At 38.7% G+C, this 25,390-nt stretch carries 15 protein-coding genes; 13 read left to right on the top strand and 2 right to left on the bottom strand.

Translation table 11 applies throughout. The annotated features are described in order from the left end of the window. Positions 1-45 precede the first annotated feature (45 nt). The 6 genes from C4B60_RS11950 (at position 46) to C4B60_RS11925 (ending at position 9,563) form a co-directional block, all read left to right on the top strand. On the top strand, positions 46-1,230 hold the full coding sequence (locus tag C4B60_RS11950) for a glycosyltransferase (RefSeq protein WP_104058236.1): 1,185 nt from the start codon (positions 46-48) through the stop codon (positions 1,228-1,230). Beyond that, on the top strand, positions 1,211-3,856 hold the full coding sequence (locus C4B60_RS11945; RefSeq protein ID WP_167578648.1) for a bifunctional glycosyltransferase/CDP-glycerol:glycerophosphate glycerophosphotransferase: 2,646 nt from the start codon (positions 1,211-1,213) through the stop codon (positions 3,854-3,856). Before C4B60_RS11950 ends, C4B60_RS11945 begins: the two co-directional genes overlap by 20 nt. A 23-nt stretch (positions 3,857-3,879) precedes the next feature. Further along, positions 3,880-5,421 carry a glycosyltransferase family 2 protein gene (locus C4B60_RS11940; protein WP_104058234.1) on the top strand — a complete coding sequence of 514 codons (1,542 nt, stop codon included), beginning with the start codon at positions 3,880-3,882 and terminating at the stop codon, positions 5,419-5,421. Positions 5,422-5,692: 271 nt separating this feature from the next. Next, positions 5,693-6,304: a hypothetical protein gene (locus C4B60_RS11935; protein WP_104058233.1), complete on the top strand. Its 612-nt coding sequence runs from the start codon at positions 5,693-5,695 to the stop codon at positions 6,302-6,304. Positions 6,305-6,432: 128 nt separating this feature from the next. Next, a complete protein-coding gene (locus C4B60_RS11930) occupies positions 6,433-7,821 on the top strand; it encodes an N-acetylmuramoyl-L-alanine amidase (RefSeq protein WP_104058232.1) in 1,389 nt (462 codons plus the stop codon). 83 nt (positions 7,822-7,904) lie between these two features. After that, positions 7,905-9,563 carry a S8 family peptidase gene (locus tag C4B60_RS11925; protein ID WP_104058464.1) on the top strand — a complete coding sequence of 553 codons (1,659 nt, stop codon included), beginning with the start codon at positions 7,905-7,907 and terminating at the stop codon, positions 9,561-9,563. A gap of 46 nt (positions 9,564-9,609) precedes the next feature. Here C4B60_RS11925 and C4B60_RS11920 read toward each other — a convergent pair whose 3' ends face one another. Then, positions 9,610-10,248: a hypothetical protein gene (locus tag C4B60_RS11920; RefSeq protein WP_104058231.1), complete on the bottom strand. Its 639-nt coding sequence runs from the start codon at positions 10,246-10,248 to the stop codon at positions 9,610-9,612. Positions 10,249-10,370: 122 nt separating this feature from the next. Continuing rightward, a complete protein-coding gene (locus C4B60_RS11915) occupies positions 10,371-11,381 on the bottom strand; it encodes a C40 family peptidase (protein WP_245153957.1) in 1,011 nt (336 codons plus the stop codon). Positions 11,382-11,736: 355 nt separating this feature from the next. On the opposite strand from C4B60_RS11915, the gene C4B60_RS11910 reads away from it, so the two are divergent. From C4B60_RS11910 to C4B60_RS11880, 7 genes are all read left to right on the top strand, one after another. Next, entirely contained in the window at positions 11,737-16,491 is a 4,755-nt protein-coding gene (locus C4B60_RS11910) for a S8 family serine peptidase (RefSeq protein ID WP_167578647.1), read from the top strand. Between the two features lie 205 nt (positions 16,492-16,696). Then, positions 16,697-18,646, top strand: a complete 1,950-nt coding sequence (locus C4B60_RS11905) for an S-layer homology domain-containing protein (RefSeq protein WP_104058229.1) — start codon at positions 16,697-16,699, stop codon at positions 18,644-18,646. Between the two features lie 119 nt (positions 18,647-18,765). After that, on the top strand, positions 18,766-19,500 hold the full coding sequence (locus C4B60_RS11900; protein ID WP_104058228.1) for a WecB/TagA/CpsF family glycosyltransferase: 735 nt from the start codon (positions 18,766-18,768) through the stop codon (positions 19,498-19,500). Continuing rightward, positions 19,500-21,056 (top strand): putative polysaccharide biosynthesis protein, encoded by a 1,557-nt coding sequence (locus C4B60_RS11895; RefSeq protein WP_245153956.1) that lies wholly within the window; start codon positions 19,500-19,502, stop codon positions 21,054-21,056. Before C4B60_RS11900 ends, C4B60_RS11895 begins: the two co-directional genes overlap by 1 nt. Positions 21,057-21,097: 41 nt before the next feature. After that, positions 21,098-23,005, top strand: coding sequence for a DUF5693 family protein (locus tag C4B60_RS11890; protein ID WP_104058226.1), 1,908 nt, complete (start codon positions 21,098-21,100; stop codon positions 23,003-23,005). After that, the gene (gene csaB / locus C4B60_RS11885) at positions 22,993-24,075 is read left to right on the top strand and encodes a polysaccharide pyruvyl transferase CsaB (RefSeq protein WP_342365038.1); all 1,083 of its coding nucleotides are present in this window, start codon (positions 22,993-22,995) and stop codon (positions 24,073-24,075) included. The genes C4B60_RS11890 and csaB overlap by 13 nt, the downstream gene beginning before the upstream one ends. Positions 24,076-24,298: 223 nt before the next feature. Next, entirely contained in the window at positions 24,299-25,351 is a 1,053-nt protein-coding gene (locus C4B60_RS11880) for a glycosyltransferase family 4 protein (RefSeq protein ID WP_104058224.1), read from the top strand. Positions 25,352-25,390: the final 39 nt, after the last annotated feature.

The following is a 25,390-nucleotide window of genomic DNA, read 5'->3' as shown; positions in this document are numbered from 1 at the left end:
TTTGCCGGCTTTTTTAATAGGAAAGCTAATTTAAGGGGTAAAATAATGGAAAATAAAAAGGTTGTATTTGTTTTAAATGAATATAATGGGCATGGCGGTGCACAGCGTGTTGCAGCAATTTTATCAGAAGAATTTATTAAAGACGGCCATGAGGTTTCTATCTTAAGTATAAACGAAAGTAAGGATGAAGACAGTTACTTTACTAATGAAATACCTGTAACGGTCCTGCACGAGGATAACTATCGTGCGGGACTCCCTAAGGAGCTTTCTTCAAATTTAAAAGCTTTCCGGTTAAATACGGTAATGAAAGAAGTTATCAGAAGAAAACAACTGGAAAAGCGTCGTAAGGATGTAAAGAAATACTTTGAGCAATTTGGTGACAGTGATGTATTTGTTATTGTCGTCCAGGTTTGGGGAATGCAGTGGCTTGAAGAAGTGTTATATAAAAAAAATATCCATATTATCGGGCAAAGTCATGAAAGCTATGCAGCAGGAAGATTTACTAAACGCTATAAAAACATCCTAAAATATTATCGCCAGGTTTCAAAATTTCTCTTGCTCACTCAAAAAGACGAAGAATCCTTCCAAAACGAAGGTTTTCAAAATACAGGGATGATTTACAACCCTACTCCATTTAGAGACCAGGTAGATCCAGAGAAATTGTTTAGTAATAAAGTGTTAGTTTCCTCAGGAAGATTGGTCGAAGGCAAAGGCTTTGACGTTCTTATTGAAGCCATCTCTCTTATAAAAGAAGAATTAGGGGAGTGGAAGCTCCATATCTACGGAGACGGTCCTGAGCGGGAATCGCTGGAGAATTTAATAAAGATTCTTGAATTAGAAGATCATGTATTTTTAAAAGGACAAACAAACAATATTGAGGAATCATTAAAAAAATCCAGTATTTTTGTCTTAACATCAAAGGCTGAAGGTTTGCCTATGTCGCTTATTGAGGCTCACTCATGCGGACTTCCTTGTATTTCTACAGATTGTGCACCGGGTATAAGGGAAATCATTATTGATTACAAGACCGGATATATTACACCGGTTGATGATGCTCATTTAATTTCCCGCCATATTCTTAGATTGATACAAAACCCGGATGTCTTTAATCAATTTAGTAAAGAGGCATTTCAAAGCAGTTTGAAATTTGACCGTTCTGTAATTAAAAAACAATGGTATGAACTGTTTGAAGAAGTTGGAGGCTATAAAAATGACACAATTAACCAATAATCAACGCCCTAAATTATCTGTCGTAGTAATAGCTTACAATAATGAGCTGTACATTGATGAAGCTTTGGAATCCTTATATCACCAGACGCTGAAGGATATTGAAGTAGTAGTGGTTAATGATTTCTCTACAGATAATACAAAAGAACTCATTGATGAGTATGTTAAGGATAAGCCGAATTTTAAAGCTATCCATTTACAAGAAAATAGCGGAGGCTGCAGCGTGCCCCGTAATACCGGGATCGAAAACTCTACTGGCGAGTACGTAATGTTTTTAGATGGGGACGATTGGTATACGGTAGATGCTTGTGAAAAAATGGTGGAGGCAATCGAACGGACAGGTTCTGATTTTGTTGGGGGGCAGGTAATCAGAACGAACAATTATGAAATTTGGTATCATAAGCAAATTTATTCAAAAGAGATTATTAATACGAATATTCGTGAATTCAGCACTTTGTTTTATGATAGTTTATCTGTAAATAAAATTTATCAAAGATCATTCCTGGATAAAAATAACCTTAGATTTCCTGAAGGCATTCATTACGAAGATATCGTTTTTACAGGAAAAGCTTATTTCTTAGCAGATGCGATCAGTTTTATTCCTGAACCTATTTACTATTGGAGAGTAGTGGAGAATGCAGAAGACAAATCCATTACCAACAGAAGATTTGAATTCGATAATTTTAGAAACAGAATTGTCGCCCACCGGATGTTCGATGAATTTTTAAGAGGCAAAGGTGATGGAAGATACCAAAACCATAAAAACAACAAATTTCTTCGTCATGATTTAAAGTTGTATGTAAACGATTATGATGAGTTTGATGAGGAGTATAAAGAGCAGTTCCATCAATTAATTCATGAATACCTTCACGAGGTAATGGATGAGTATGCGTTTATCAATCTCCCTGAACGAGAGCGAATTATTTATTATCTATTATATATCGATGATAGAGAAGCTTTTCAGGATTATATTTCTTACCTTAACGGAGAGGAAACCAATCAGTTCAGAATTAAATTTGAGGGCGGAGAATATTATTTTGAGGCTTCCGTAAGCAAGCCAAATTCAAATAAGTTTCTTTCTATTTCCTCTTTAAATATAGAGGCTGAATTAACGGATATACGAATCGATTCAAATATGCTTTCGTTTACTCCGTACCTATCTGTCCCTGGGATCAATCCTCAGGAAGTGCACTTTGAGTGGTTACTTAAAAATAGACAGACGGGACATGCACTTAGAAGTAAAAATAAACAGACGGTCAAGCTTTTATTGTTAAATATGGAAGCAGGAAATTACTATTTGTCTCTCCATATGCACCATCAGGGAAATATACACCGGAATGTAATAAAGAAGCAGCAGCTTGAGAATTTTGCAAACGAGGAAGTCGAGAATTCAAGATTTAAACTTAGATTGTTTGTAAATCATAAAAATACTTTTGGCCTTAAAGTTCTCCCTAAGAAAACGAAGGATAAAGTGAAGTTGTTTATCCTTAAAAGAAAGAAACAAAAAAAATCTCAAAATTTATTCGATAAAGAGAAAATCAGTCAATTGTATTCAAAGCTGCCTCTAAAATCGAATTGGATTCTTTTCGAAAGCCATATGGGAAAACAATACAGTGATAGTCCAAGAGCGATCTATGAAGAGTTAGTTAAATCAGGGAGAAACTATAAATATATCTGGAGTCTTGAAAACCCTGATCAGGTTGATATTCCAGGGCCTGCAATAAAGGTTAAAAGAAATTCAATGAAGCATTTCTATTATTTAGTACGATCAAAATTCTGGGTTGATAATCAGGGACTGGCTCACCTTGCTCCAAAAAGAAAAGATCAGGTTTACCTTCAAACTTGGCATGGAACACCTTTGAAGAAAATGGGCTTTGATCAAAAGAAAAGACCCGATCGAAACGAGATAGCCAAGTTAAAACGGCAGACAGATGCGTGGGATTATTTTGTTTCTCCTAATGCTTATAGTACTAAAATATTCAGAAGAGCCTTTAGATATCATGGAGAAATACTGGAAACAGGTTATCCGCGAAATGACTTATTGCTGAATACAGATGAAAACTATTCAATTGAAATGAAAAAAAGGTTTGATATCCCAGTTGATAAAAAGCTTATTCTGTTTGCGCCTACTTTTAGAGATTGGGATGAAAATTCATATCAGAAGGCGATATCTGATATTCATGTGTTAAGTCAGAAGATAAATGAGGAAACGGTCATTTTGTTAAGGCTGCATTACTTGTTGTCTTCTAAAATTTCACAGACAGACCTGCCGAAAAATGTCATTAATCTTTCAGAACATGAGGATATTCAGGATCTTTATAAAATATCTGACATACTCATAACTGATTACTCATCTGTTATGTTTGATTTTGCGATATTACAACGTCCTATCATCCTCTATTGCTATGACCTGGAACAATACCAGAGCAGAAGAGGTATGTATCTGGAACTGGAACAAGAGGGCCCAGGTCCGTTATGTACTAATTTAGACGAGGTTATTTATTATATTTCAAATCCAGCAGCACTGGAAAGCTATAAAAAACAATATGAAAAATTTCATGAGGTATTTTCCAGTCTTGAGGATGGGGCAGCCACTCGACGGGTAATCAATAAGGTATTTGATTATTAAAGAAAGAAGACGAGGTGAGCCGAATGGCGAAGGTAACGATCATTGTCCCCATTTATAATGCTGAAAAATATTTAGAGGAATGCTTAGAATCAGTTATTAATCAATCCTATAGGAATCTTGAAGTTATTTTGATTAACGACGGTTCTGAGGATAAAAGCGTTGAGATCGCAACTTCTTTTGCAGAGCGGGATGATCGTTTTAAGTTACTTATGCAATCGAACCATGGACTCGGCTATACAAGAAACAGAGGTGTAAAAGAGAGCAGCGGAAAATATATTTTCTTTTTAGATTCTGATGATGTAATACCTAAAAAGGCAATAGAGGCTCTTGTTACTAAAGCAGAGAAAAGTGAGGCAGATATAGCCGTAGGTAAGGTCCTGAGAAAGAATCAGCAAAGGAGCTATATACCTGTTCGACACCTTGAATTTAATTTATATGCAAAACCTGAAGTGACAAATGTCCACTCTCAAAAACACTTGGTGCAGGACAGTATTGTATGCAATAAGCTTTGGAAAACATCCTTTGTAAAAGAGCATAACCTGTTATTTTTGGAGGGGAAATATTACGAAGATTTATTATTTTCCCTGCAAGGACAGGTTTTAGCTACTCGGATTGCCATAATTAATGAGACAGTCTATTACTGGAGGCTTCGGGAGGACACGGAAGAGCTTTCCATTACTCAGGAGCAGATGAAACTGCAGAACACACTGGATCGCTTAGAGGTTTTGAAGCTGTGCCATAATTGGCTAAAAACAGAAAATATTGATGGTCTTATTCAAAGAGAGTATGAGCTTAAAGGTTGTTTGGATGTTATTAGGCTTCACGCCGAAAAATACTCTCTAGTTCATAAAGAAGACAGAGATGTATGGTTTGAGGAAGTGAGTAACTACCTCCTGAATCTTCAGGAAACTGTTGTCACTAAACTGAGTGGTAAAGAACGGCTTTTTGCAGCTGCAATTTTTAAAAATAGTCCGGAGGATTTACTGCTCTTATCTACAGTTAAAAATAATTTAGAGAATAAACAAATCGTTTACGAAGCTGATCATACGCTCTATGTAGACGGCGTGCAGCAGCGATATTCTCTAAAGGGTGTATTTAAACCTGAAGCAATTATTGAAGCGGTTAATGTAAATCATGATGAGCTGATGTTAAGTATTAAGGTTATGAATCCTAAAATGATTAAGCCTTTTACAGCTTCGTTAGTCGGAACAAGCAGGCAGGGAAAATCGCGAATAAGGATAGCTAACTTTAATTGTAATAAGGCGAACGATATGCTCATATACCCTTATTCACTTCAGGAGGTTAATGTTTCTTTATCAATACAATCCCTCCATCAATCATTCGAGGGTTTAATAGGGGAATATGATTTATTTATAGAAATTGAATCAAAACGATCTGCCAGACTCCGTTATTTTGATCTTGAAAATAAAAAAATCAAAGTAAGCACTTCAAATCGAGAATTCCAGATTTATAGGACCAATCGTGGAAATGCTACCATTACTATAAGAGAAAAGACAGTCTATTACAGGTTCAGAAAGCTTATGGCAAAGATAATTAAACGATAACGGCGGTAAGCAATCTATCACGGACCATCAAGTCATGCCGAAGTACGAAGCCTTTTTAAAAGAATATAAATCAATGTCCAAAGCTGAGCAAAAAGCGTTCAGAGAAAAAGGTGCAGACCTGCAAAGCGAATACAATCCAATAGCTTAAAAGATATTAAGGTTCCCGACAATGCAGGATATTTGATCCTTGCATTTGTCGAGAGCCTTTTTTTATCAATAGGAATGCTATAGTATAAAAATAGATAACCGATCAAAGCAGGCAGGTGAAAAGATGTTTTTTCAAAACAAGAAAAAGAAATTAACTAGTAATAATGATGAGATAGAAAACAAAAAGGTTAAGGCCCGGAAAGACATTCAGCAGCTGGTTGAACATGTTTCAAGTCATTATAGCCATAAATCTGTTATGGAATCCTTTCATTTTCTTATTCAAAAAAAGGCCTTTATTTATCATACTGACCACCTCTACAAAGAAAACCTTTTAAAAGAAATTATCATTTTTAGAGAGTTATACACAGCACTGCAAGTAGATCTTCATCGCTTATTGAAATGGAACAAATTTAACGATAAAGAAGACCTCAATAATCATATAAATGAAACAAAAAAATCGATTGTTAAAAATACAGACATCTACCTAAATACTTATTACGATGAGTATTTTCATAAATACTTTTCCAATGATAGAGGAGTTAAAGGAATTGAAAGTGAATATCTGGAGAGAAAGCTAAAGGTTTCTATGTTGCATGATTTATTGCTGCATGTTCTCCAAAGCAGTTCAAGCAGCAGTTTAAGTGAAATTGAGCTGTCCGGTAAGTGGCTGGTTAACGAAATAATAATCGAAATAGAAGTAAAAGCAGATACCATCTTATACATGAACATGAAATAATATGTAACTTATTGTAATAATATAGTACCTTTATCACCATTTTGAAAAAGATGTCACAATATAGTATAAAATACTGATAAAATTCTCCTTATGAAACTATTAAAGAATTAAGGAGAGATGTCAGCATCATGAAGAATGTTTTTCACAAGGTTTTACTGTTTCTTACCGTTTCAGTTTTAGTGTTTTCGAGTTTAGGTACGGCTCAGGTATCGGCCAGTACCCCTTTTACTGACGTCAGTTCTTCAGACAAAGAAATTATTTATCTATATGAACGTGGGTTTATTAATGGTACGTCTAAGACTACATATAGCCCAGCTGCTCCAGTTACACGTGAACAGGCGGCGACCATGATCGGACGGGCATTAGGTTATGACGGAGCTCCAACAAAGACATCCTTCCCGGATGTTAAAGCTAACGGGTACAGTTCCGGGTACATCCAGGAAGCAGTTAAAAATGGCATTATCACAGGTGATTCTGATGGGACTTTCAGACCGTTAGATACAATGACACGTGGAGAAATGGCGTTCTTATTAAGCAGAGCTTTTAATTTATTAAAAACCAGCTCCGTATATTTTACGGATGTTAAAGTAAATACGAATGCTAACAGTCAGTATACTGCCATCAATAAAATTGCCACATTTGGCATTACAAATGGAACAGGCGGAGGCAAGTATTCTCCTAACCTCGCAGTAAATCGTAAGGACTTTGCTGCCTTCGTTGCAAGGGGGCTTAATCCCGATTTTAGAGTCGTTTTTCAAAATGCAAAGATCGAGGAAATGACTGTTACGACAAATGATTTAAACGTACGTAAGGGACCTGGGACGAATCATGCATCCATCGGGAAAGTTCATACCGGTGCGAAGGTAGAGGTCTATGGCTACAATGGCACCTGGGTTTATGGTAAGTCCGGCAATTTGACAGGTTATATCAGTATGGATTATCTGGCTAAAGCCGGAGAGGTAAAGAGAATCGTAGTAATTGATCCAGGTCATGGCGGTAATGATCCTGGTGCAGTAGCTAACGGTTTACAGGAAAAAGATGTTAATCTCGATGTTTCCAAGAGAATTAACACCCTTTTACAAGGGAAAGGGATTTCTGTTCTCATGACAAGAACCACAGATGTGTTTATTTCCCTGGATGATCGGGCAAGCTTTGGTGTTCGCAATGGAGCAGATGCTTTTGTAAGTATTCATGCTAACGCTGCAGGTTCATCCGTCAGCGGGTCAGAAACCTTCTATTCAGCTTCAACGGATCAGCGCTCTGCTGACAGTAAACAGCTGGCGACATTTATTCAAAACAGGCTTTATAAAGCAATGGATCACCCTAATAGAGGCGTAAAGGATGCTCAATTCCGGGTAATTAACTCAAATCCTCTTCCTGCTGCTTTAGTAGAGCTTGGATTCTTAACCAACTCTTCAGATGCTCAAAAGCTCGCAAGCAACACATATAAAGATCGTGCAGCAAAAGCAGTAGCAGATGGAATTGAAGATTACTATAATTGGAAGCAAAGCAGATAAATAATTTAAAAGAAAAACGGATTTTGCAATCCGTTTTTCTTTATGTGTTATATAATAAAATCATTACGGGGGAGGGGAAAGGATTGGCAAAAAAGCTTTTATATGGATTACTAACCATTCTATTGATTTTTGTCAGCAATAGTCCGGAAGAAGCAAGGGCAGAATCAGTCAATGAGGACCAGGAAAAAATCATGATTACCTTTGAAGAGGAAATAGATTATGAGCTGTTAGATGAAATGGGTGCTGAAATACATACAGAGCTTTCCACTATTTCTACAGTCATTGCAACCCTTCCGGAATCACAGACTGTGCGGGCAGCAGGTGAAAGCTCCATCGCATACATAGAAGAGGATCAAGTTGTGGAAGCAGCTGCACAGGCGCCAAGCTGGGGCTACAATCATATTAAAGCACCAGCTGCAAAAGCTGCAGGATACACTGGCAAAGGAATAAAGATTGCGGTTGTCGATTCAGGGATTAATAGAACACACCCGGATTTAAAAATCGCCGGGGGAATTTCGATCATTGAAAACAGTTCTCCCTACACTGATCCTACGGGACATGGAACCCATGTTGCCGGAATTATTGGTGCTTTGGATAATACTATAGGCGTAGTAGGAGTAGCACCTGGTGCAGATATTTATTCTGTAAAAGTATTATCCAGTACCGGCCTTGGAACGTTAATTGATGTAGTTGAGGGGATCGACTGGGCGATTAAAAATGATATGGACATCATTAATTTAAGCCTGACAACTCAATCAAATTCAGAAACATTGCGAAATCTATTAAATGAAGCCAATAAAAAAGGATTTACCTTTGTAGCTGCAGCTGGAAATAATGAAACGAATGCAACTATTACGGATGTTTTATATCCTGCAAAATATCCATCTGTTATTGCCGTAGGTTCAGTATCGAAAAATAATACCCGATCGTATTTTTCTTATTACGGCCCTTCATTAGAAATCATGGCCCCAGGAGAAGGAATAAACAGTACGGCAGTAAATGCCAAAACAGAAACTCAAAACGACTATGGTATTTCAAACGGAACTTCAGTTGCCACACCGTTTGTCACTGGTGTTATCGCTCAATATATGGAGGCCTACCCTCATCTATCGCATTCACAAATTAGAGGAATTATGAGAAATAGCGCCATAGACCTTGGACCAACTGGAAGAGATAATCAATTTGGCTATGGGCTTGTACAGCCGATTCAATCTAAAGCAGCCCTTTTTCCTGATCTGAAAAATAATGTCTGGTATACAGAGTCGATAACGGGAATCTTTAATGAAGGGGTGGTGACCGGGTTTCCAGATGGGACCTATCGCCCTGATGCTAATATTACAAGAGCGGAAGCCATAACGATGATTGGAAGAGTATTAGAGCTAACAGAATCGAAGCAGGAGAACTTTTTTAAAGATGTTTCAAAGGATTCTTACGCTTTAGGATACATTAATGCTGCGTATAAGCTCGGCTACGTAAAAGGAATTACTGATGGTGTATATGGACCGGAAGTGAACATCAAAAGGGGAGACATGGCCCTTATTCTGCAGAGAGCATTTGGCCTTGAAAGCACCGGAGAGAAGGCATTTACAGATGTCTCATCTAATGAATATTATTATGATGCAATTCAGGCAGCCTATGATAATAACATTATTCAGGGCCGCCCGGATGGTTTATTTTACCCGCAAAATCCAATTAACCGTGCTGAATTTGCCGAGATGCTTAATAAAGCCATAAAGGAATAACCGAAATAAAAAAGACATGAGTTGAAATGGCTCATGTCTTTTCTGCTTAAACGAGTAATTTATTATTTTTTGCGTCATTTTTAATCAGCATATGTGTTAGCAAATAGGTGCAAATTACGATAAGCAGGGTTCCGATGGCTACATATAGCCATTCTGTTGCTGAAAAATAAAATAAAGAGGTTAAGCTATTATTTACATATCTTATACCCAGGGTGCCGACATAAGAGATAAGGATCCCCGTTCCCATCCCAAAAACCACCCAATGCATCTGAGGATTTTTCTTTGTTTTAATAACAAAAAAGCCTGCGATCATCGTTGCTAACGGTAAAAAAACAAGCCAGTCATAAATAGCCAGCATTTCGTCGGAAGCATTTCCATACATCGCTGACCCATTAATAATGAACCTTACAATTGTTATAATAAACAGTCCTGCACCAGCACCAATCATAGCTCCGCTCAGGTTAATCCTGTCATGAAAAAAGTAAAAATAAACTGGTAAGGCAAATAAAAGTCCCAGAAAGATCGAAAATAGTAAGAGCGGAAACAATAAATCAAACTCATAAGGCAGAAAACGATAAAACAGCTCCTGAACGGGATCTGAGCTAAAAAAAACATAGATAAACATTCCTGCCAGAACAGTGGCTCCTCCGCTGTACAAAAGTTTTGCTAACCGATTCCACTTCATGTTAAGCCCGCCTCCTGCAAAGTTATCTTACCAAAAGTATATCAGCTTTTTACGCATTTAAAAGATAAATAATGGAAATAAAAAAACGGACCTGAAAAGTATATTCTTCAGGTCCGTTTTTTTTAATGATTAATTGCCCGGTAGATAAAAGCAGAATACTCTGCTCTTGTCGCATTCGCATTCGGTTTAAATGTACCATCTTTATATCCATTGGCAAGATTGCTTGAAGCTACCTGCTTAACAGCTGATTCTGCCCAATGGCCGCGAATATCCGAGAAGGTTGTTGAGCCGTTAGATGCCTTTAATGCAAATGCACGTGTTAGCATCGCGCTGATTTCTCCGCGGGTAATTTTTGCATTAGGTGCAAAAGCCCCGTTCCCGCGTCCGCTCACAATTCCAGCCTGATGTGCAGCATTAATATAACCGTTAGCCCAATGTGAGCCTGGTACATCCTTAAAAGCTGAGCCGGAAGTCTGCTCAAGCTTCAGAGCTTTCGCGATCATGGTCGCAGCTTCTGCTCTTGTGACAGTATCATCGGGTTTAAATTCACTATGCTTATATCCAGTAACTATTCCCTGCTGACTAAGAGTTCTTATTTCTGCTGCTGCCCAGTGACTGCTTTTAACATCATAATATTGTCCTATTGGAAGATCCGGCTTTGGCTTAGCAGGCTCCTTTAAAATCCTTTTAGCTCCTGCATATTTACTTCCCCAATAATAGGGATCATTAATATTGTCAATTTTGACACCTGCGTTTGCTGCTGAAATAAATTCATTATTTCCTATGTAAATACCAGCATGAGAAATGCCTGCTTTATATGTGTTTTTAAAGAAAACCATATCACCTGGCTGCAGATTTGCTTTTGATACCGAGGTACCTACATTATACTGTGCTGCTGAACCGTGAGGCAGAGAAACGCCTAGCTGGTTGTAAACATACACTAAAAATCCTGAACAATCGAAGCCCTTTGGGGTTTTACCTCCATAAAGATAGGGGGTTCCAATGTATTTTTTTGCGATATTAACTGCTTGTTGTCCTTGACTGGCGGCTGATGATGTTTGTGGGGGTTGAAGCGCGAGTGCTAACAAAAATGCGAGAGTGACAATGAGTGTTTTAGAAATAACCTTTTTCAACCAATTAATCCTCCTGTAATCTACTAAAAGTACCAATATTTATTACGAGATTCATCGTAACACATATAAACATTAAATTATTTTACGATTATATTTCAAACATTACTGAATAGGTTTTCTGAAAATTAAATTAGATTATCCTCTTTAAACTGTTTATTTTTTGAAGTATTAAGAATCTATAAGACTATAAAAAATAGATATTCAATTATTTAAATGAGGTTATAGTCACTTCCTATTTATCTTCCGGCTTCTTTAATAGGTAATAAGAATCATTTAATTGGATGTAATTTTACTGTAATATGATTAATGTCAGATTTTTTAAAAAATACTAATTTTCATAGGAGGAATGAGTAGCTTGAAAGTATTGAAGAGAAGTCTGCTTTTATCATTAGTCTTTTTGCTTTTCTTTAGCAGCATGGCCATGGGGGCCAGGCAAGAGCTTCCTGAAAAGCCGGACAGAGATAATTTTCCATTGGAAATCACAGAAGACCCTGATAAAGATCTCAGGATTATTGTAGAGCTGAACGACGCTCCTGTCATTGAGAAGGCAATTAAGAAAGGGATTTCCCTTAAAGATCTTTCCAAACAGGAACAAAAAACAACTGAAGATGATCTGATTGTAAAACAGGCTTCAGTACAGCAGGCAGTACAAAAGGTCTCACGGGATATAGAAATTATTAATGAATTTACTACTGTTGTTAATGGATTTAGTGCAACAGTTAAAGCGAAAGATGTTTCCGCTATTGAAAAAATCAACGGCGTAAAAGAAGTACATATTGCAACTGAGTATGAACGACCGGTAGTTAAGCCGGAAATGAAATATTCCAAGGAATTAATTGAAGCACAAAGGGCCTGGAATGATTATGGTTATAAAGGAGAAGGAATGGTAGTAGGGGTTATTGATACCGGTATTGACCCTTCTCATAAAGATATGACAATTAGTGAAGGTACTGAAAATAAGCTGTCAGAAAGTGCGGTTAATAAGAAAATAACCGATCTGCAGCTTAAGGGTGAGTTTTACACTGAAAAAGTACCTTACGGCTACAACTATATGGACAATACAACCGAGATTAAAGATATTGGAGCGGGAGCCTCTGAACACGGTATGCACGTAGCCGGAACGGTAGGTGCAAACGGGAATGACGAAGAGGGAGGTCTTTCAGGAGTAGCTCCTGAAGCCCAACTATTGGCATTAAAGGTGTTTGGAAATGACCCGCTGATGCCTTCCACCTTCAGTGATATCATCATTAAAGCCATCGATGATGCCATTAAAATGGATGCAGATGTTTTAAACCTCAGCTTAGGAGCCACAGCGGGGTTTGTCTCTGCTGATGATCCTGAGCAGGAAGCAGTTAAAAGAGCAGTTGACAGCGGAATTATGGTGTCGATCTCAGCCGGGAACTCTGCGCTTCTTGGAGATGGATTTGACGCTCCTTATGCTTCAAATCCTGATTACGGCGTAAGCGGATCACCTGGTGTTTCCTATGAATCACTCCAGGTTGCTTCACTTGAAAACACGTATATTGATATGGATGCTTTAACCTATGATATTGACGGGGAAACCGGCACTGCTTCATTTTTATCTGCAAGTTCCGTACATCCAAATGATTTTGTTAAAACAGAATATGAGCTGGTAAATAGCGGCTTGGGAACAGAAGCGGATTTTGCCGGTAAGAATTTAACAGGCAAATATGCATTAGTTCAGCGGGGTGGCATTACGTTTGTTGAGAAAGCCATGAACGCTGAATTTGCAGGAGCAGAGGGCGTCATTATTTATAATAATCAAGACGGTGTATTAAATATGGCGTCTGATCCTTCTATTACAATTCCTCAGCTTGCCCTGTCTAAAGCAGATGGTGAACGCCTGGCCTCAGCACTTAGCAACGGCAGCACAGTAAAAGTCAATTTTAATGGAGAGACTATTACGGTAATGAATCCTCAGGCAGGAGCCATGAGTGATTTTACTTCCTGGGGGCTTACGCCTAATCTTGATTTTAAACCTGAGATTACAGCTCCAGGCGGAAATATTTTATCTACATTAAACGATAATGAATACGGAGTAATGAGCGGTACTTCAATGGCAGCCCCACATGTTGCCGGCGGTTCAGCTCTGGTATTCCAGCGTGTGGATGAAGAATTTGGAGCAGAAACTTCCGACAGGGTAAACCTTGCGAAGAATCTTATGATGAATACATCAACACTCGTTTATGACAGTGAAGATTTTCCGGTTTCACCTAGACGACAGGGAGCAGGGTTAATGCAGCTGCATGCAGCACTCAGCACACCTGCAGTCGTGACTGAAAAAGAAACTAACGAGGCTAAAGTGGCTTTAAAAGAGATTTCAGGAGATTCTTTTGAGTTTACTCTTTCAGCTCAGAATTTATCGGATGAAGAAGTTAAATATGATGTTGCTGCAAATATTCAAACGGATTATTCACAGCAAGGGTATGTCTACCCTAACGTATGGGGAGGTCAGGAAATTCAGGGAGCTGCCATCTTAATTAATGGGCAGGCTGAAAATACTGTTAGTGTACCAGCCGGAGGATCTGTTGATATAAAGGTTGAAGTGGATCTTTCAAACGCTGCTGTAGAGGGCGGCAGTCCTGAAGAAATATTTGAAAATGGCTATCATGTTGAAGGATTTGTAACATTTACTGATCCAACTGATACAGTGGTTCCATTACATGTACCATATGCAGGGTTTAAAGGAGATTGGACGAAGGCGCCTGTCGTCGATTCGCCACTATATGATGATACTTCTTTTTATGGAATCACAAGCCTTCTTTCTGGTGATACACTGGAATTTTTAGGTCAGAATATTTTTGATATTGCGAATTTGACAGTTGATCCTGAGAAAGTGGCATTTTCTCCAAACAATGATAAGCATTACGATACTGTTCTTCCTGTGATATCCTTCCTGAGAAATGCGAAGGAATTCAAAGTAAATGTAACTGACAAAGATAAAAATGTATTAAGAACGATCCGTTCAGAGAAAAACGTCCGTAAAAACTTTTTTGACAATGGGTCGAGTCTTGAATATACATTAGACCCTTCCTTTGCTTGGGATGGAAAAGTAAACAATAAAATCGCAAAAGAAGGCCAGTATTATATCGAATTACTTTCGAAGGTGGACTACCCGGGAGCTGAATGGCAAGCTGTTCACTTACCGGTTAAAGTTGACGTAACACCACCGGAAATTGAAGCATCACTTGATTTTGAAAATCAAACGATTACCTACCAGGCACAAGATGCCGGCGTCGGTGTTCAATATCTGGATGTTCTTGTTGACGGAACAAGTGTGATTACAGAATTTGTATCACCTCAAGATGATACTTTTGCTTTTAAAAAGAAAGTGAAAGAAAATCAAAAAGTGGAAATCGTAGCTTACGATTACGCAGGTAATAAAAAGAGTGCTGTTGTGCAGGATGGAGGAGACAATCTTGTTCCTGAGCTTTATGTCTTGTCACCTGCACCTTTAGAGGTAACGAGTGAAAAAACGGTTTTTGTTGAAGGATTCGCAACAAGTCCATTAGGTGTAGAATCCATTGAGATTGATGGGAAGAAAGTTGAGCTAGAGGAATTTGATGGAGAAGTTTATTTCTTCGAAGAAGTAACCTTTGAAGAAGACGGTGTGCATGATATCCAGATTAAAGCCACAGGAAAAAATGGCAAGTCTGTTGAAATTGCACGTAAATTCCTTTTGGATTCAACTGCTCCTGTATTAGAGGTTCTTACCAAAGTACCGGGAACTGTTGGAGCAAATGAACCAAACCCGAAAATTGATGTAAAAGTGGCAGATAACTTTGATGAACTAAGATTTCATGTAAATGGAAGCGAGGTTTTTGCCAATTCGTTTGACGAACCATTTGAAATGCGTTCAATTGAAAAAGTAATTGAGGGCATTGAATTACCGCTACAGCCTGGTGTAAACCGTATTGTGCTTGAGGTATCTGATCTGGCAGATAACGTTACGCAAAAGACCTTAACCATTTATAAAAATGCTGAAGGAGATGCAGGCAACCATCTGACCATCGGCTATACTGATGAAGAAATTGCACAGCTAATTTCTGAAGCGGATGGAGAGGATATTGAATTAGAGATTCCTCTTAATGCTGAAGGAAAGCTGAGTGCCGATGTTAGTCTTGGAGAAGGCGCTCTGAAAGATCTTGCAACAAATGAAATGAATCTCTGGATTGGTTCTGGTGACAAAGGCGTCTACATTCCTGCAGAGGTTATTAAACAAGATTTGCAGGGGAATGTTGTGCTTACGCTAAAAGAAAGTAATTCCCTGGGCAATAATGCTAAGGGGCTGACTCTGTTATCGCCAGTCGTAGCATTTGAAGCGAAAGTAAACGGAGCTGCAGTGACAGTTACGTCAGAACCGCTAACGTATGTACTTCCTACTGATCTTTCTAAAGTGAAGGATGAGCGAAAGGTAACAGCTGCTTATGTAAATTCTCTTTCAGGTAAATGGGAATATGCAGGCGGTTTAGAAGAAGACGGAGTTTACGTGTTTAATACTCAGTCGTTTGCATCAGTAGCTATTGTGGAAGGCAATAAAACCTTCTCCGATATCATGAAGCACTGGGCAAAGGATGAGGTAGAGGTATTAGCTTCACTTCTTATCGTCAATGGACGTACAGATACAACCTTCGTTCCTAAAGGTCAACTGACACGGGCTGAGTTTGCGGTATTGCTTGCGAGAACACTTCAGCTTCCGACAAGAGAAGCAGCTGGATCGTTTACGGATCTACCTGCATCTCATTGGAGTGTTCAGGGAGTAGAAGCAGCAGCAAGAGCCGGCATTGTAAACGGTATGCCAAATGGATCGTTCCAGCCGAATGCTCCAATCACACGTGAGCAGATGGCAACAATGATTATGCGTGCGGTTGAGTATCTGGATCCTGAGCTTGTTGAGGAGATTGATGTCTCCGATTACGAAGGTCATTTCAGTGATGAAGCAAAAATCGCTCCTTATGCGAAGGAGTCAATTTATCAGGCAGTTGAGATAGGGCTTCTTCAAGGGCTGCCAAACGGTTCATTTGCACCGAAGAATAATACGACCCGCGCTGAGTCGGCAGTTGTAGTGTACAGATTTTTACAGAATTAATAAATGATAAGAAGCCTGCAGGAATTTCCTGCGGGCTTCTTTTTTGTGTTTACTGTTTTTTTTACTGCCTCTTATTTTGAAATACAGGTAATAAAACCTATTTAAAAGAATTAATAAAGAAATAATTGTTAAGATTACTAGAATATTGACGATATAAAGATAGTGTTATGTATTATTTTGTAGAAAAGGGAGGAAATAATCTTAAATGAAGAAAATTTTTATTGCAGCTATCGCGTTAATGTTGATTATGTCACTTGTAACCCCTGGAGAAGCCAGTGCGGCGGATGATCTGACAGGGCATAAATATGAAGAACAAGTTAGAAAGTTAATGGAATTGGGCGTTATACAAGGGGACGATAAAGGTAAGATTGAACCGGATAGAGATGTAACGCGTGCAGAGTTTGTTAAAATGGTTGTAGAAGCATTTGAAATAGGAAAGGCAGCAGAAGGAGCAGCTTTGAGTTTTTCTTCAGCATCTAATCAACTTGATTTTAAAGATTTGAAGGCAGGAGCCTGGTATATTGGACCGATTACTGCTGCTGTAGAGGCTGGAATAACAACCGGGTACCCAGGAAATCTTTTTAAGCCTAGTGAGAAAATTACCCGTCAAGAAATGGCTTCTATGGTCTCTCGTGCACTTACAGCAAAGGGGATAAATGTAAAAGCTGAAGACACAGCTGAGTTATCATTCAGTGATTCCAACAGCATTCATCCTGCACATAGGGATAATGTGCGAATCCTGACACACCATGGAATTATGAACGGGAATACAGATAATACCTTCAAACCATTGGATAATTCTAAACGCTGGATGGTGGCGCTTGTTATGCTAAAGGGAAGAGATGAAGTATTTCCTCCTCAAAATTTGCCGTTTCAAGCTTCTACAGTTCTAACTGATTCCACTAAGGTAGTAAGGCAGTTTGAAACCTTTGCTCAGGCCAAGCAATATGTTCAGTCTACTAACAATGTGCATGCAGTTGAGGCAAACAACAAAGTTATATGGATGCAAAGCGGAATTGTTGCAACGAACGCCTTTACAGAGGTTTATCATACTCAAAACTTCCAATGGGCGCCAGGCGGCCAATTTAGACCGTATGTAAGCTCAAACACGGAGATGAAATATCTGGATTCAACCGATCAGTTTGTAAAGGTTGAGCTTGCTGGAAAAACAGGATATGTAAAACCGGAAAATGTAGTGTTAATACCGGATGGAATGAAAAAAGGCCAGTCGTATTACCGTGTAGCGAATGGCAATCTTGAGCATATTTTATATAATCATTTTACTGGTGCCTATGTTTCAACAGGTGCAATTGGAAAAGCTCCAGCAGGGCTTAGTCAGGGAGTAGAGTATTTTAGCTGGGACGGTGCAAACTTTACTACTAAAAATGGACAAAAAGTAACAGAATCCCATCAGTATTTTAATAAACTGCCATTGCATACCGTCTCAAATTATACGGCTGCAGAGCTGGATAAGTATTTAAATGACAAGTTTCCTTACTACAATCAGACTGCCTATGGCAAAAGATGGACGACAAGTCCTCTAGTAGGAAGCGGGAGGTTCTTTAAGGAAATGGAGCAGAAATATAAAATTAATGCTCTTTACTTAATGTCCCATGCAATTCATGAAAGTGCCTGGGGAACAAGCAAAATTGCGCAGGATAAAAATAATTTGTTTGGTTACGGTGCAGTGGATTCAGATCCATACCGTGGAGCTTATACGTATGCTACTTTTAGAGAATCAATTGAAGATGCAGCGCAGCGTGTGAATCAAAATTATCAAACCGTAACAGGAAGTTTTTACAATGGTTCAATCTTAGGAAATAAAGCCGCCGGAATGAACGTGCGTTACGCTTCAGATGCGTATTGGGGAGAAAAAATTGCCGGTCATATGTACCGGGCTGATGTTCATTTAGGAAGTAAGGACATCAACAAAAAAACACTTGGCATAACAACAACGGACGGCTTGAATTTCCGCAGTGGAGCAGGAACGTCTCATTCAAGTCTTTATAAGCTGAACGAGAATATCCCTGTTGTCATTAACGGCAGCCAATCAGTTAGCGGTGTCAATTGGCACCGGGTCCAATCAGAAAATAAATTGTATGCAGAAGCCTTCGTTTCTGGTCAATACATCAGAATGCTTCCTGTAGCTAAATAGGTAAGATTACCTGCATAAAAAGAGTACTGCGTTAAGAGTTTTAGCTCTTTAACACAGTACTCTTTTTTTATGATATATTATGAAAAGATATTTACCTATATGCTTTAAGGAGAATAAAAATGGCAAATAAATTTGTTTCGATATTGGGCGTACCGTTTATCAATACGACGATGGATAAGTTTATCGACCTGGTGCAGAACCATATTCGTAAGGAAGAAAAAACATTTGTAGTTACAGCTAATCCCGAAATTGTAATGCATGCTAAAAAGGATGATACATATAAGAAGTATTTAGATAAAGCCCATTATATTACTGCTGATGGGATCGGAATTGTAAAAGCTGCTAGTATTGTTGGAGACCCGCTGCCTGAAAGAGTGAGCGGGTATGATGTGATGATGAGGCTTTTAAAGGAAGCAAATGAAAAAGGTCAGCGCGTCTTTTTTCTTGGAGCGTCAGAGCATGTTCTTAAAGAAACAGTGGCAAAGACTGAAAAAGACTACCCGGGAATCGTTATTGCGGGCAGCCAAAATGGTTTCTTTGATTGGAAGGATCCGTCGCTGGCTAATAGGATAAAAGAAGCAAAGCCTGATTTGGTCTTTGTTGCTTTAGGTTTTCCTCGTCAGGAAACATGGATCGGTCAAAATCTTGACCAGTTTGAAAAAGGGGTTTTTATCGGGATCGGAGGCAGCTTTGATGTTTTCTCAGGGAACGTTAAACGGGCGCCTGAGTTTTGGCAAAAGCTTAATCTTGAATGGTTTTACCGCCTGATTAAACAGCCATCCCGGTGGAAGCGAATGCTCGTTCTTCCATTATTCGCATTAGTCGTGATTAAAAATAAGGCAGCAGGAAAATAATGAAAAATACATTTATTAAAAGTACCATTATTCTTTCTATTGCAGCATTAATCTCAAAAGTTTTAGGGAGTTTATTCAGAATTCCTTTACAGAATATTGCCGGGGATGAAGTTCTTGGTATCTTTACGTTAGTGTATCCAGTTTATATGGTTGCTCTGACACTGTCCGTAGCAGGAATTCCTATTGCGATTTCCAAGTTAATTGCAGAAGCCAGAGCAAAAAATGATGCAGAGAAGGTCAGAGAAATCTTTCTTACCTCCAGTGTACTAGCTTCATTATTTGGTCTGCTCAGCTTTATACTCATCTATTCGTTTTCCGGCTACATAGCGGAGGTTCTTGGAGGACCTTCCACCCGTTTAGCATTAATTGTTGTAACAGGGACACTCCTCATTGCCCCTTACATGGCTGTTTACAGAGGTTTCTTTCAAGGCCATGGAAATATGACGCCAACCGCATTATCTCAGGTTTTAGAGCAGTTTATCAGAGTAGGCTTTATTCTGGCTGCTGCTTATCTGATGGTGAACCGCCTTTATGCCAGCGAAGACATTGCCGGCGGCATTATGATCGGGTCTATTATAGGCGCTGCTGCTTCTCTCATTTACCTGAGAATCTCTTTCGTAAAATCACAGTATCGTGTGCAAAAAAGCGGCAAGGCTTTTAGCTGGCCTGTCTTTAAGAAACTAAGTAAAACCATCTTAAAAATTTCAATACCCATTTGTATAGGAGCTATTACAATGGCTCTTTTAAATCTTGCAGACTCAATTTCTGTTCCAACCGGTTTAAAAGCTTACGGAAATACCGAAGCTGACATTAACTCACTTTATGGAATTTATGGTCGGGGATTGGCGTTGGTTCAAATTGTTACGGTATTTGCCACGTCAATCGTTCTGCCTTTAATTCCAGCTATTTCTGCAAAAATAACCAAAAAGGATTCTTTAGGTACAAAAAGGATTATGGAGGATACTTTTTTCCTGACTCACCTGATTTCCTGGCCGGCAGCAATAGGATTATTCGTTTTAACACTCCCAATTAACTTAGCGCTATTTGGAGATTTTCAGGGAAGTAATATTTTAGCGGTTATTTCTTTAAGCTCTGTTTTTACTTCTCTAACGGTCCTGAGTACAGGAATTCTTCAAGGAATCGGTAAAGAAAAAATGGCAGCCTGGATTATCATGGGCGGCGTACTGGTTAAGCTCGGTCTTAACTTTTTCCTTGTTAACTCAATTGGCTTAATTGGAGCGGCCATTTCTACATTGGTGGTTTATCTGCTGATCTTCTTCACGAATCTTTATTTTATTGGAAAATATGAAAGCTTTTATTTTGTATCCAGAAAAATAGTCGTTGTTATTGTTTCTTCTATTATCATGGGAGCAATAATAGGCATACCAATGTTATTTTTAGAATTTGGGGATTGGTCCCGGTTAGCTGCATTTGGCTATTTGGCGATATCCGCGGTTATTGGTGCGATTATTTATTTTGGATTACTGATAGCAGGCAAAGCTGCAGACAGTAGTCTCTTAGCCAAGGTCCCCGTAGTGGGAAGGTTTTTTAACTGAGTAATCTTCTAAAGCGATTAAAATTAAGGGTGTGTAATTAATTGAAAAACAAGCTAATAGGGATGGGAATTATCCTTCTGGCGTTTATTCTCACGATTCCTTCAGTTTACCAAAGAGTCCAGGTCGAAGAAGCCAATAAAACATATGAATATATAATCCCCTTTCAGTTAGTAGAAAGCTGGCTGAAAACAGATCCCACATTGTCTGAAGACGATGTATATGCCGGTTTGTCAGATGCGGGTATTCATTCGATTAGCCTCGAACCCCAGACGATCCGTTCACTTGAGCAAAAAGGGCTGATATCAGCAGTTAACTCAATTAGAATGAGAGAGCACATTATTCTTAATCAGCTTGAGAAGCTCGATGATCCAATCTTTACTAATGGATTATTTGTTCATCCCGAAAATGGGTTTGAATTCGAAGAAGTAGCTAATAAACTATTTGAGGAAGTGCGGCCAGTTTCAATTAATGGGGTCGAGTATATTTTCATCCCTGGAAGCCAGGAACAAATATTATCCACAATGATCGGCTATGACCAGGAAGCAGTGGAGACTTTGTCAGCACAAGGGTTTAATACCGTTTTACGGCTGACAAATCTGACCGATGAAGTACAATTAAATCTTATTGTAGATGAACTAATTTCATTAAAAGCCGATAATAGAAATAAAGTATTATTTACCGGCCAGCAGCTTCCAGGCTATCCAGAAACGGAAAAATTGAAGACCTATGCCAATCAGTTAAGCGATGCAGGTTATTCATTAATGTTTATTGAGCTTGCAAAACAGGCAGGATTTACTGAAATGGCCTATACGATGGACCTGGATGTAATAAGGCTGCATAGCTTAAGTATCAATAGTGGCGAGCGTTCTATTAATTCCGAACGGATCATCAGAGCTGTAAAGGAACGAAATATAAGGGCCATTTTCCTCAATACGAGTATCGCAGATGCTGGAGAGGCAATTGAAGAATTAAGTGAAATTACCTCTTCTGTTCAGGATGGACTGCCAGACTTTTATCAGGCTGGGGAATCTTCAACCTATAAAAAAATAGAAGTGGCAAAATGGCAGATTATAATGGCTTTGATAGGGTCAATTGCCTTTTTGGCTTCAGCAATATCATCTATTTTTCAGCGGAGAATACTAACTTTACTTACAGCTGGTTCATTATCAATACTGGCACTGGCTTATGTGGTCTTAAGTCTTCCTATTATTTTAAAGCTATTTGCATTAATGATGGCAGTGGGAGTTCCTGTTTATGCCATTATGCTTAGACATAATCCTCAGGAAAAATGGTATTTGGTTAAGGCGTACCTTAAAGCTGTTGGAACTACCTTTATTGGGATCTGGTTTATTATTGTCTTGCTAAATGGAAACCAATTTATTCTTGGTATTGATTCCTTTAGGGGTGTAAAAGCTGTTTATATTATTCCAATCGCATTTGCCTCTGCCAATGCTATCTGGTGGATTATTAGGGACCATTTGCAAAAATTGTTGAAAATTGATGTGAAATTTTTAAATATTAACGTAAAATACTGGCATCTATTAATTTTTGTTGTCATTATGTCGGTGTTTTATTTTTATCTTGGCCGAACGGGCAATTCTGGATCGGTTACAGAGCTGGAGCTTCAGGCAAGGGTGTTTTTAGAGAAGATTCTTTATGTAAGGCCAAGAACAAAAGAGTTTCTAATTGGGTTCCCATTCTTTGTCCTAGCTTTGTATGTAGCTAAGTCAAATAAAAAGTTGGGTTATTTCCTTCTAATCCCTGGTGTAATTGGCTTTTTATCAATGGTTAATACCTTTACCCATTTACACATTCCGCTGTCGGTATCATTGCTAAGAAGTTTTTATAGTGTAGTCTTAGGGTTTTTAATCGGATTAATCTTCATTTACTTATATAAATGGCTGATGAAAAACGTAGTCATCCGTATTAAAGAGAGGTGGCAGACTTGAGATTAGTTTTATCAGGATATTATGGCTTTGATAATGTTGGGGATGAAGCGATTCTCTACGCCATTATTCAATCGTTAAGATCAATTGAACCTAAAGTGGATATCGTCGTATTATCGAACAATCCCGAAAAAACAAAGGAGCAATACGACGTTAAAGCAGTAAACAGATGGAGCATAAGGGAAGTATCCAGCGCAATTAAGCATTCTGATGGATTAATCAGCGGCGGGGGAAGCCTGCTGCAGGATGAAACAGGATGGAAAAGCATTCCTTATTACACAGGTATCATGAAAATAGCCCAATTTTTAAAGAAGCCAGTTTTCGTATATGCACAGGGAATGGGTCCATTTAAGAACAGGGTAAATAAGCTGATCGTTAAAAGCACGCTAAACCGCGCTTCCATTTTGACTGTTAGAGATGAACAGTCAAGACAGCTTCTACAAAGTATTGGTGTAAATCGTGCTATACAAATTGTGCCTGATCCGGTTATCAGTTTAAATCCCTTTGAGTTTTCCAGCCCATGGATGGACCAGCACAAGGCTCCAAGTAAGTCTGTAACGGTCTCTATAAGAGATTGGCCTTCAGATTCGAATTATATGGAAGAGGTTGCTCTTTCGCTGGACGAACTGGCTGCTAGAGGGTATCAAATCATTTTTATTCCGATGCATGGCAAGCATGATCTGGAAGCTTCAAAAACCGTACAGGGAATGATGAAGCAAAAAAGCTTAATAGCTCCTCACGATTCGACAATACAGGAGAAGATGGCGGTTATTAGGGAATCAGATATCTTACTGGGAATGCGGCTGCATGCCTTAATCTTTGCAAGCGTCGGTTATACTCCGTTTGTAGCGCTATCCTATGACCCAAAGGTTGATTCTTTTGCTTCAATTGTACAGCAGAAGGTAGCAGGGAATGTGAATATAAACAATTGGTCTCACCATGATATTGTTTCATCAATTGAGATGATTAATGACCATTACGGGGAAGAAGTGGATAAACTGAAGGCTCTTGTCTCTCCTCTTCAGCAAAGCTCTCTTCATACAGCCAAGGACGTAATTGTAAAATTAACGTAAAGGTCGAAACTAAATTCACTTATAAACCGTCTATATAAAGGGTTAACGTAACACAAAAAGAGGAATAAGTAGGTAACCCACTCAAAATAGGCAATATTTCATGTTTTTTAGAAGCCAGTCCTAATGTATGCTATACTTTGTGGAAAAGAATCGTCTTTTGAAATGATTAACATACATGTATTGACGAAATAGAGGATAGGCTATTGTTAAGGAGGACCAATTGATGACACTTGAATTCGCGCTAGTGCTCTTATTATGTTTAATCAGTTCGGTGCTGTTAACACCGGTAGTGAAGAAATTCGCTGTCCGTGTTGGCGCTACTGATGCACCAAATCATCGTAAAGTCCATAATAAAGTAATGCCGCGTTTGGGCGGTCTTGCTATTTTTATTAGCTTTTCCATAGGGATTATAATTATGCGTCCAGCTGGGGAGGATACCTGGCCGATTATGATTGGTGCACTAATAATTGTTTTAACCGGCGCATTGGATGACCGTTTTCAATTATCTCCTAAAGCAAAGCTGATTGGACAAATTACTGCTGCCTTAATTGCAATTATTTGGGGCGGCGTGCAGGTAGAGTTTATTAATTTACCGTTCGGAGGAAGACTGGAGTTTGGAATATTCAGCATTCCGCTCACTCTACTGTGGATCGTTGGAATTACGAATGCCATTAATCTGATTGATGGATTGGATGGCCTTGCAGCCGGCGTATCAACAATCGCTATTTTCACCATTTCTGGAATGGCGATTATAATGGGCGATGCCTATGTAGCGATCTTCGGTTTGATTTTAGTTGCAAGTACGTTAGGGTTTCTCTTTTATAATTTTCACCCGGCTAAGATCTTTATGGGGGACACAGGAGCTCTTTTTCTTGGCTTCATGATTTCCGTTCTGGCCCTTCTCGGGTTTAAAAATATTACAGTTATCTCCCTGATCATACCGGTTTTGATTCTTGGTGTACCAATTTCAGATACCTTCTTCGCGATTGTAAGAAGAATTTTGCATAAGCAGCCCATTTCGGCTCCGGATAAGTCTCATTTGCATCACTGTCTGCTTAATGCAGGGTTTACGCATAGAGAAACCGTAGTCATCATTTACGGAATCGCTTCAATGTTCAGCTTATCTGCTTTCATTTTCTCCCAGTCCACGATCTGGGGAGCGATCGTCGTGATCGCCGTCGTTTTATTCTCGCTGGAGATTATTGTAGAAAGTGTTGGATTGCTGGGGAAAAACTACCGCCCAATATTAAATCTTGTGCGTGAAAAAAAATCTTAGGAAAAAATATTTATTTATAGAGAACTTGCTTAACCTGAA

Origin of the sequence: Jeotgalibacillus proteolyticus (genome assembly GCF_002926065.1) — a bacterium.
Lineage (GTDB): Bacteria > Bacillota > Bacilli > Bacillales > Jeotgalibacillaceae > Jeotgalibacillus > Jeotgalibacillus proteolyticus.
Note: the sequence above shows the minus strand (reverse complement) of the source record. Positions and strands in the feature narration are given on the sequence as shown.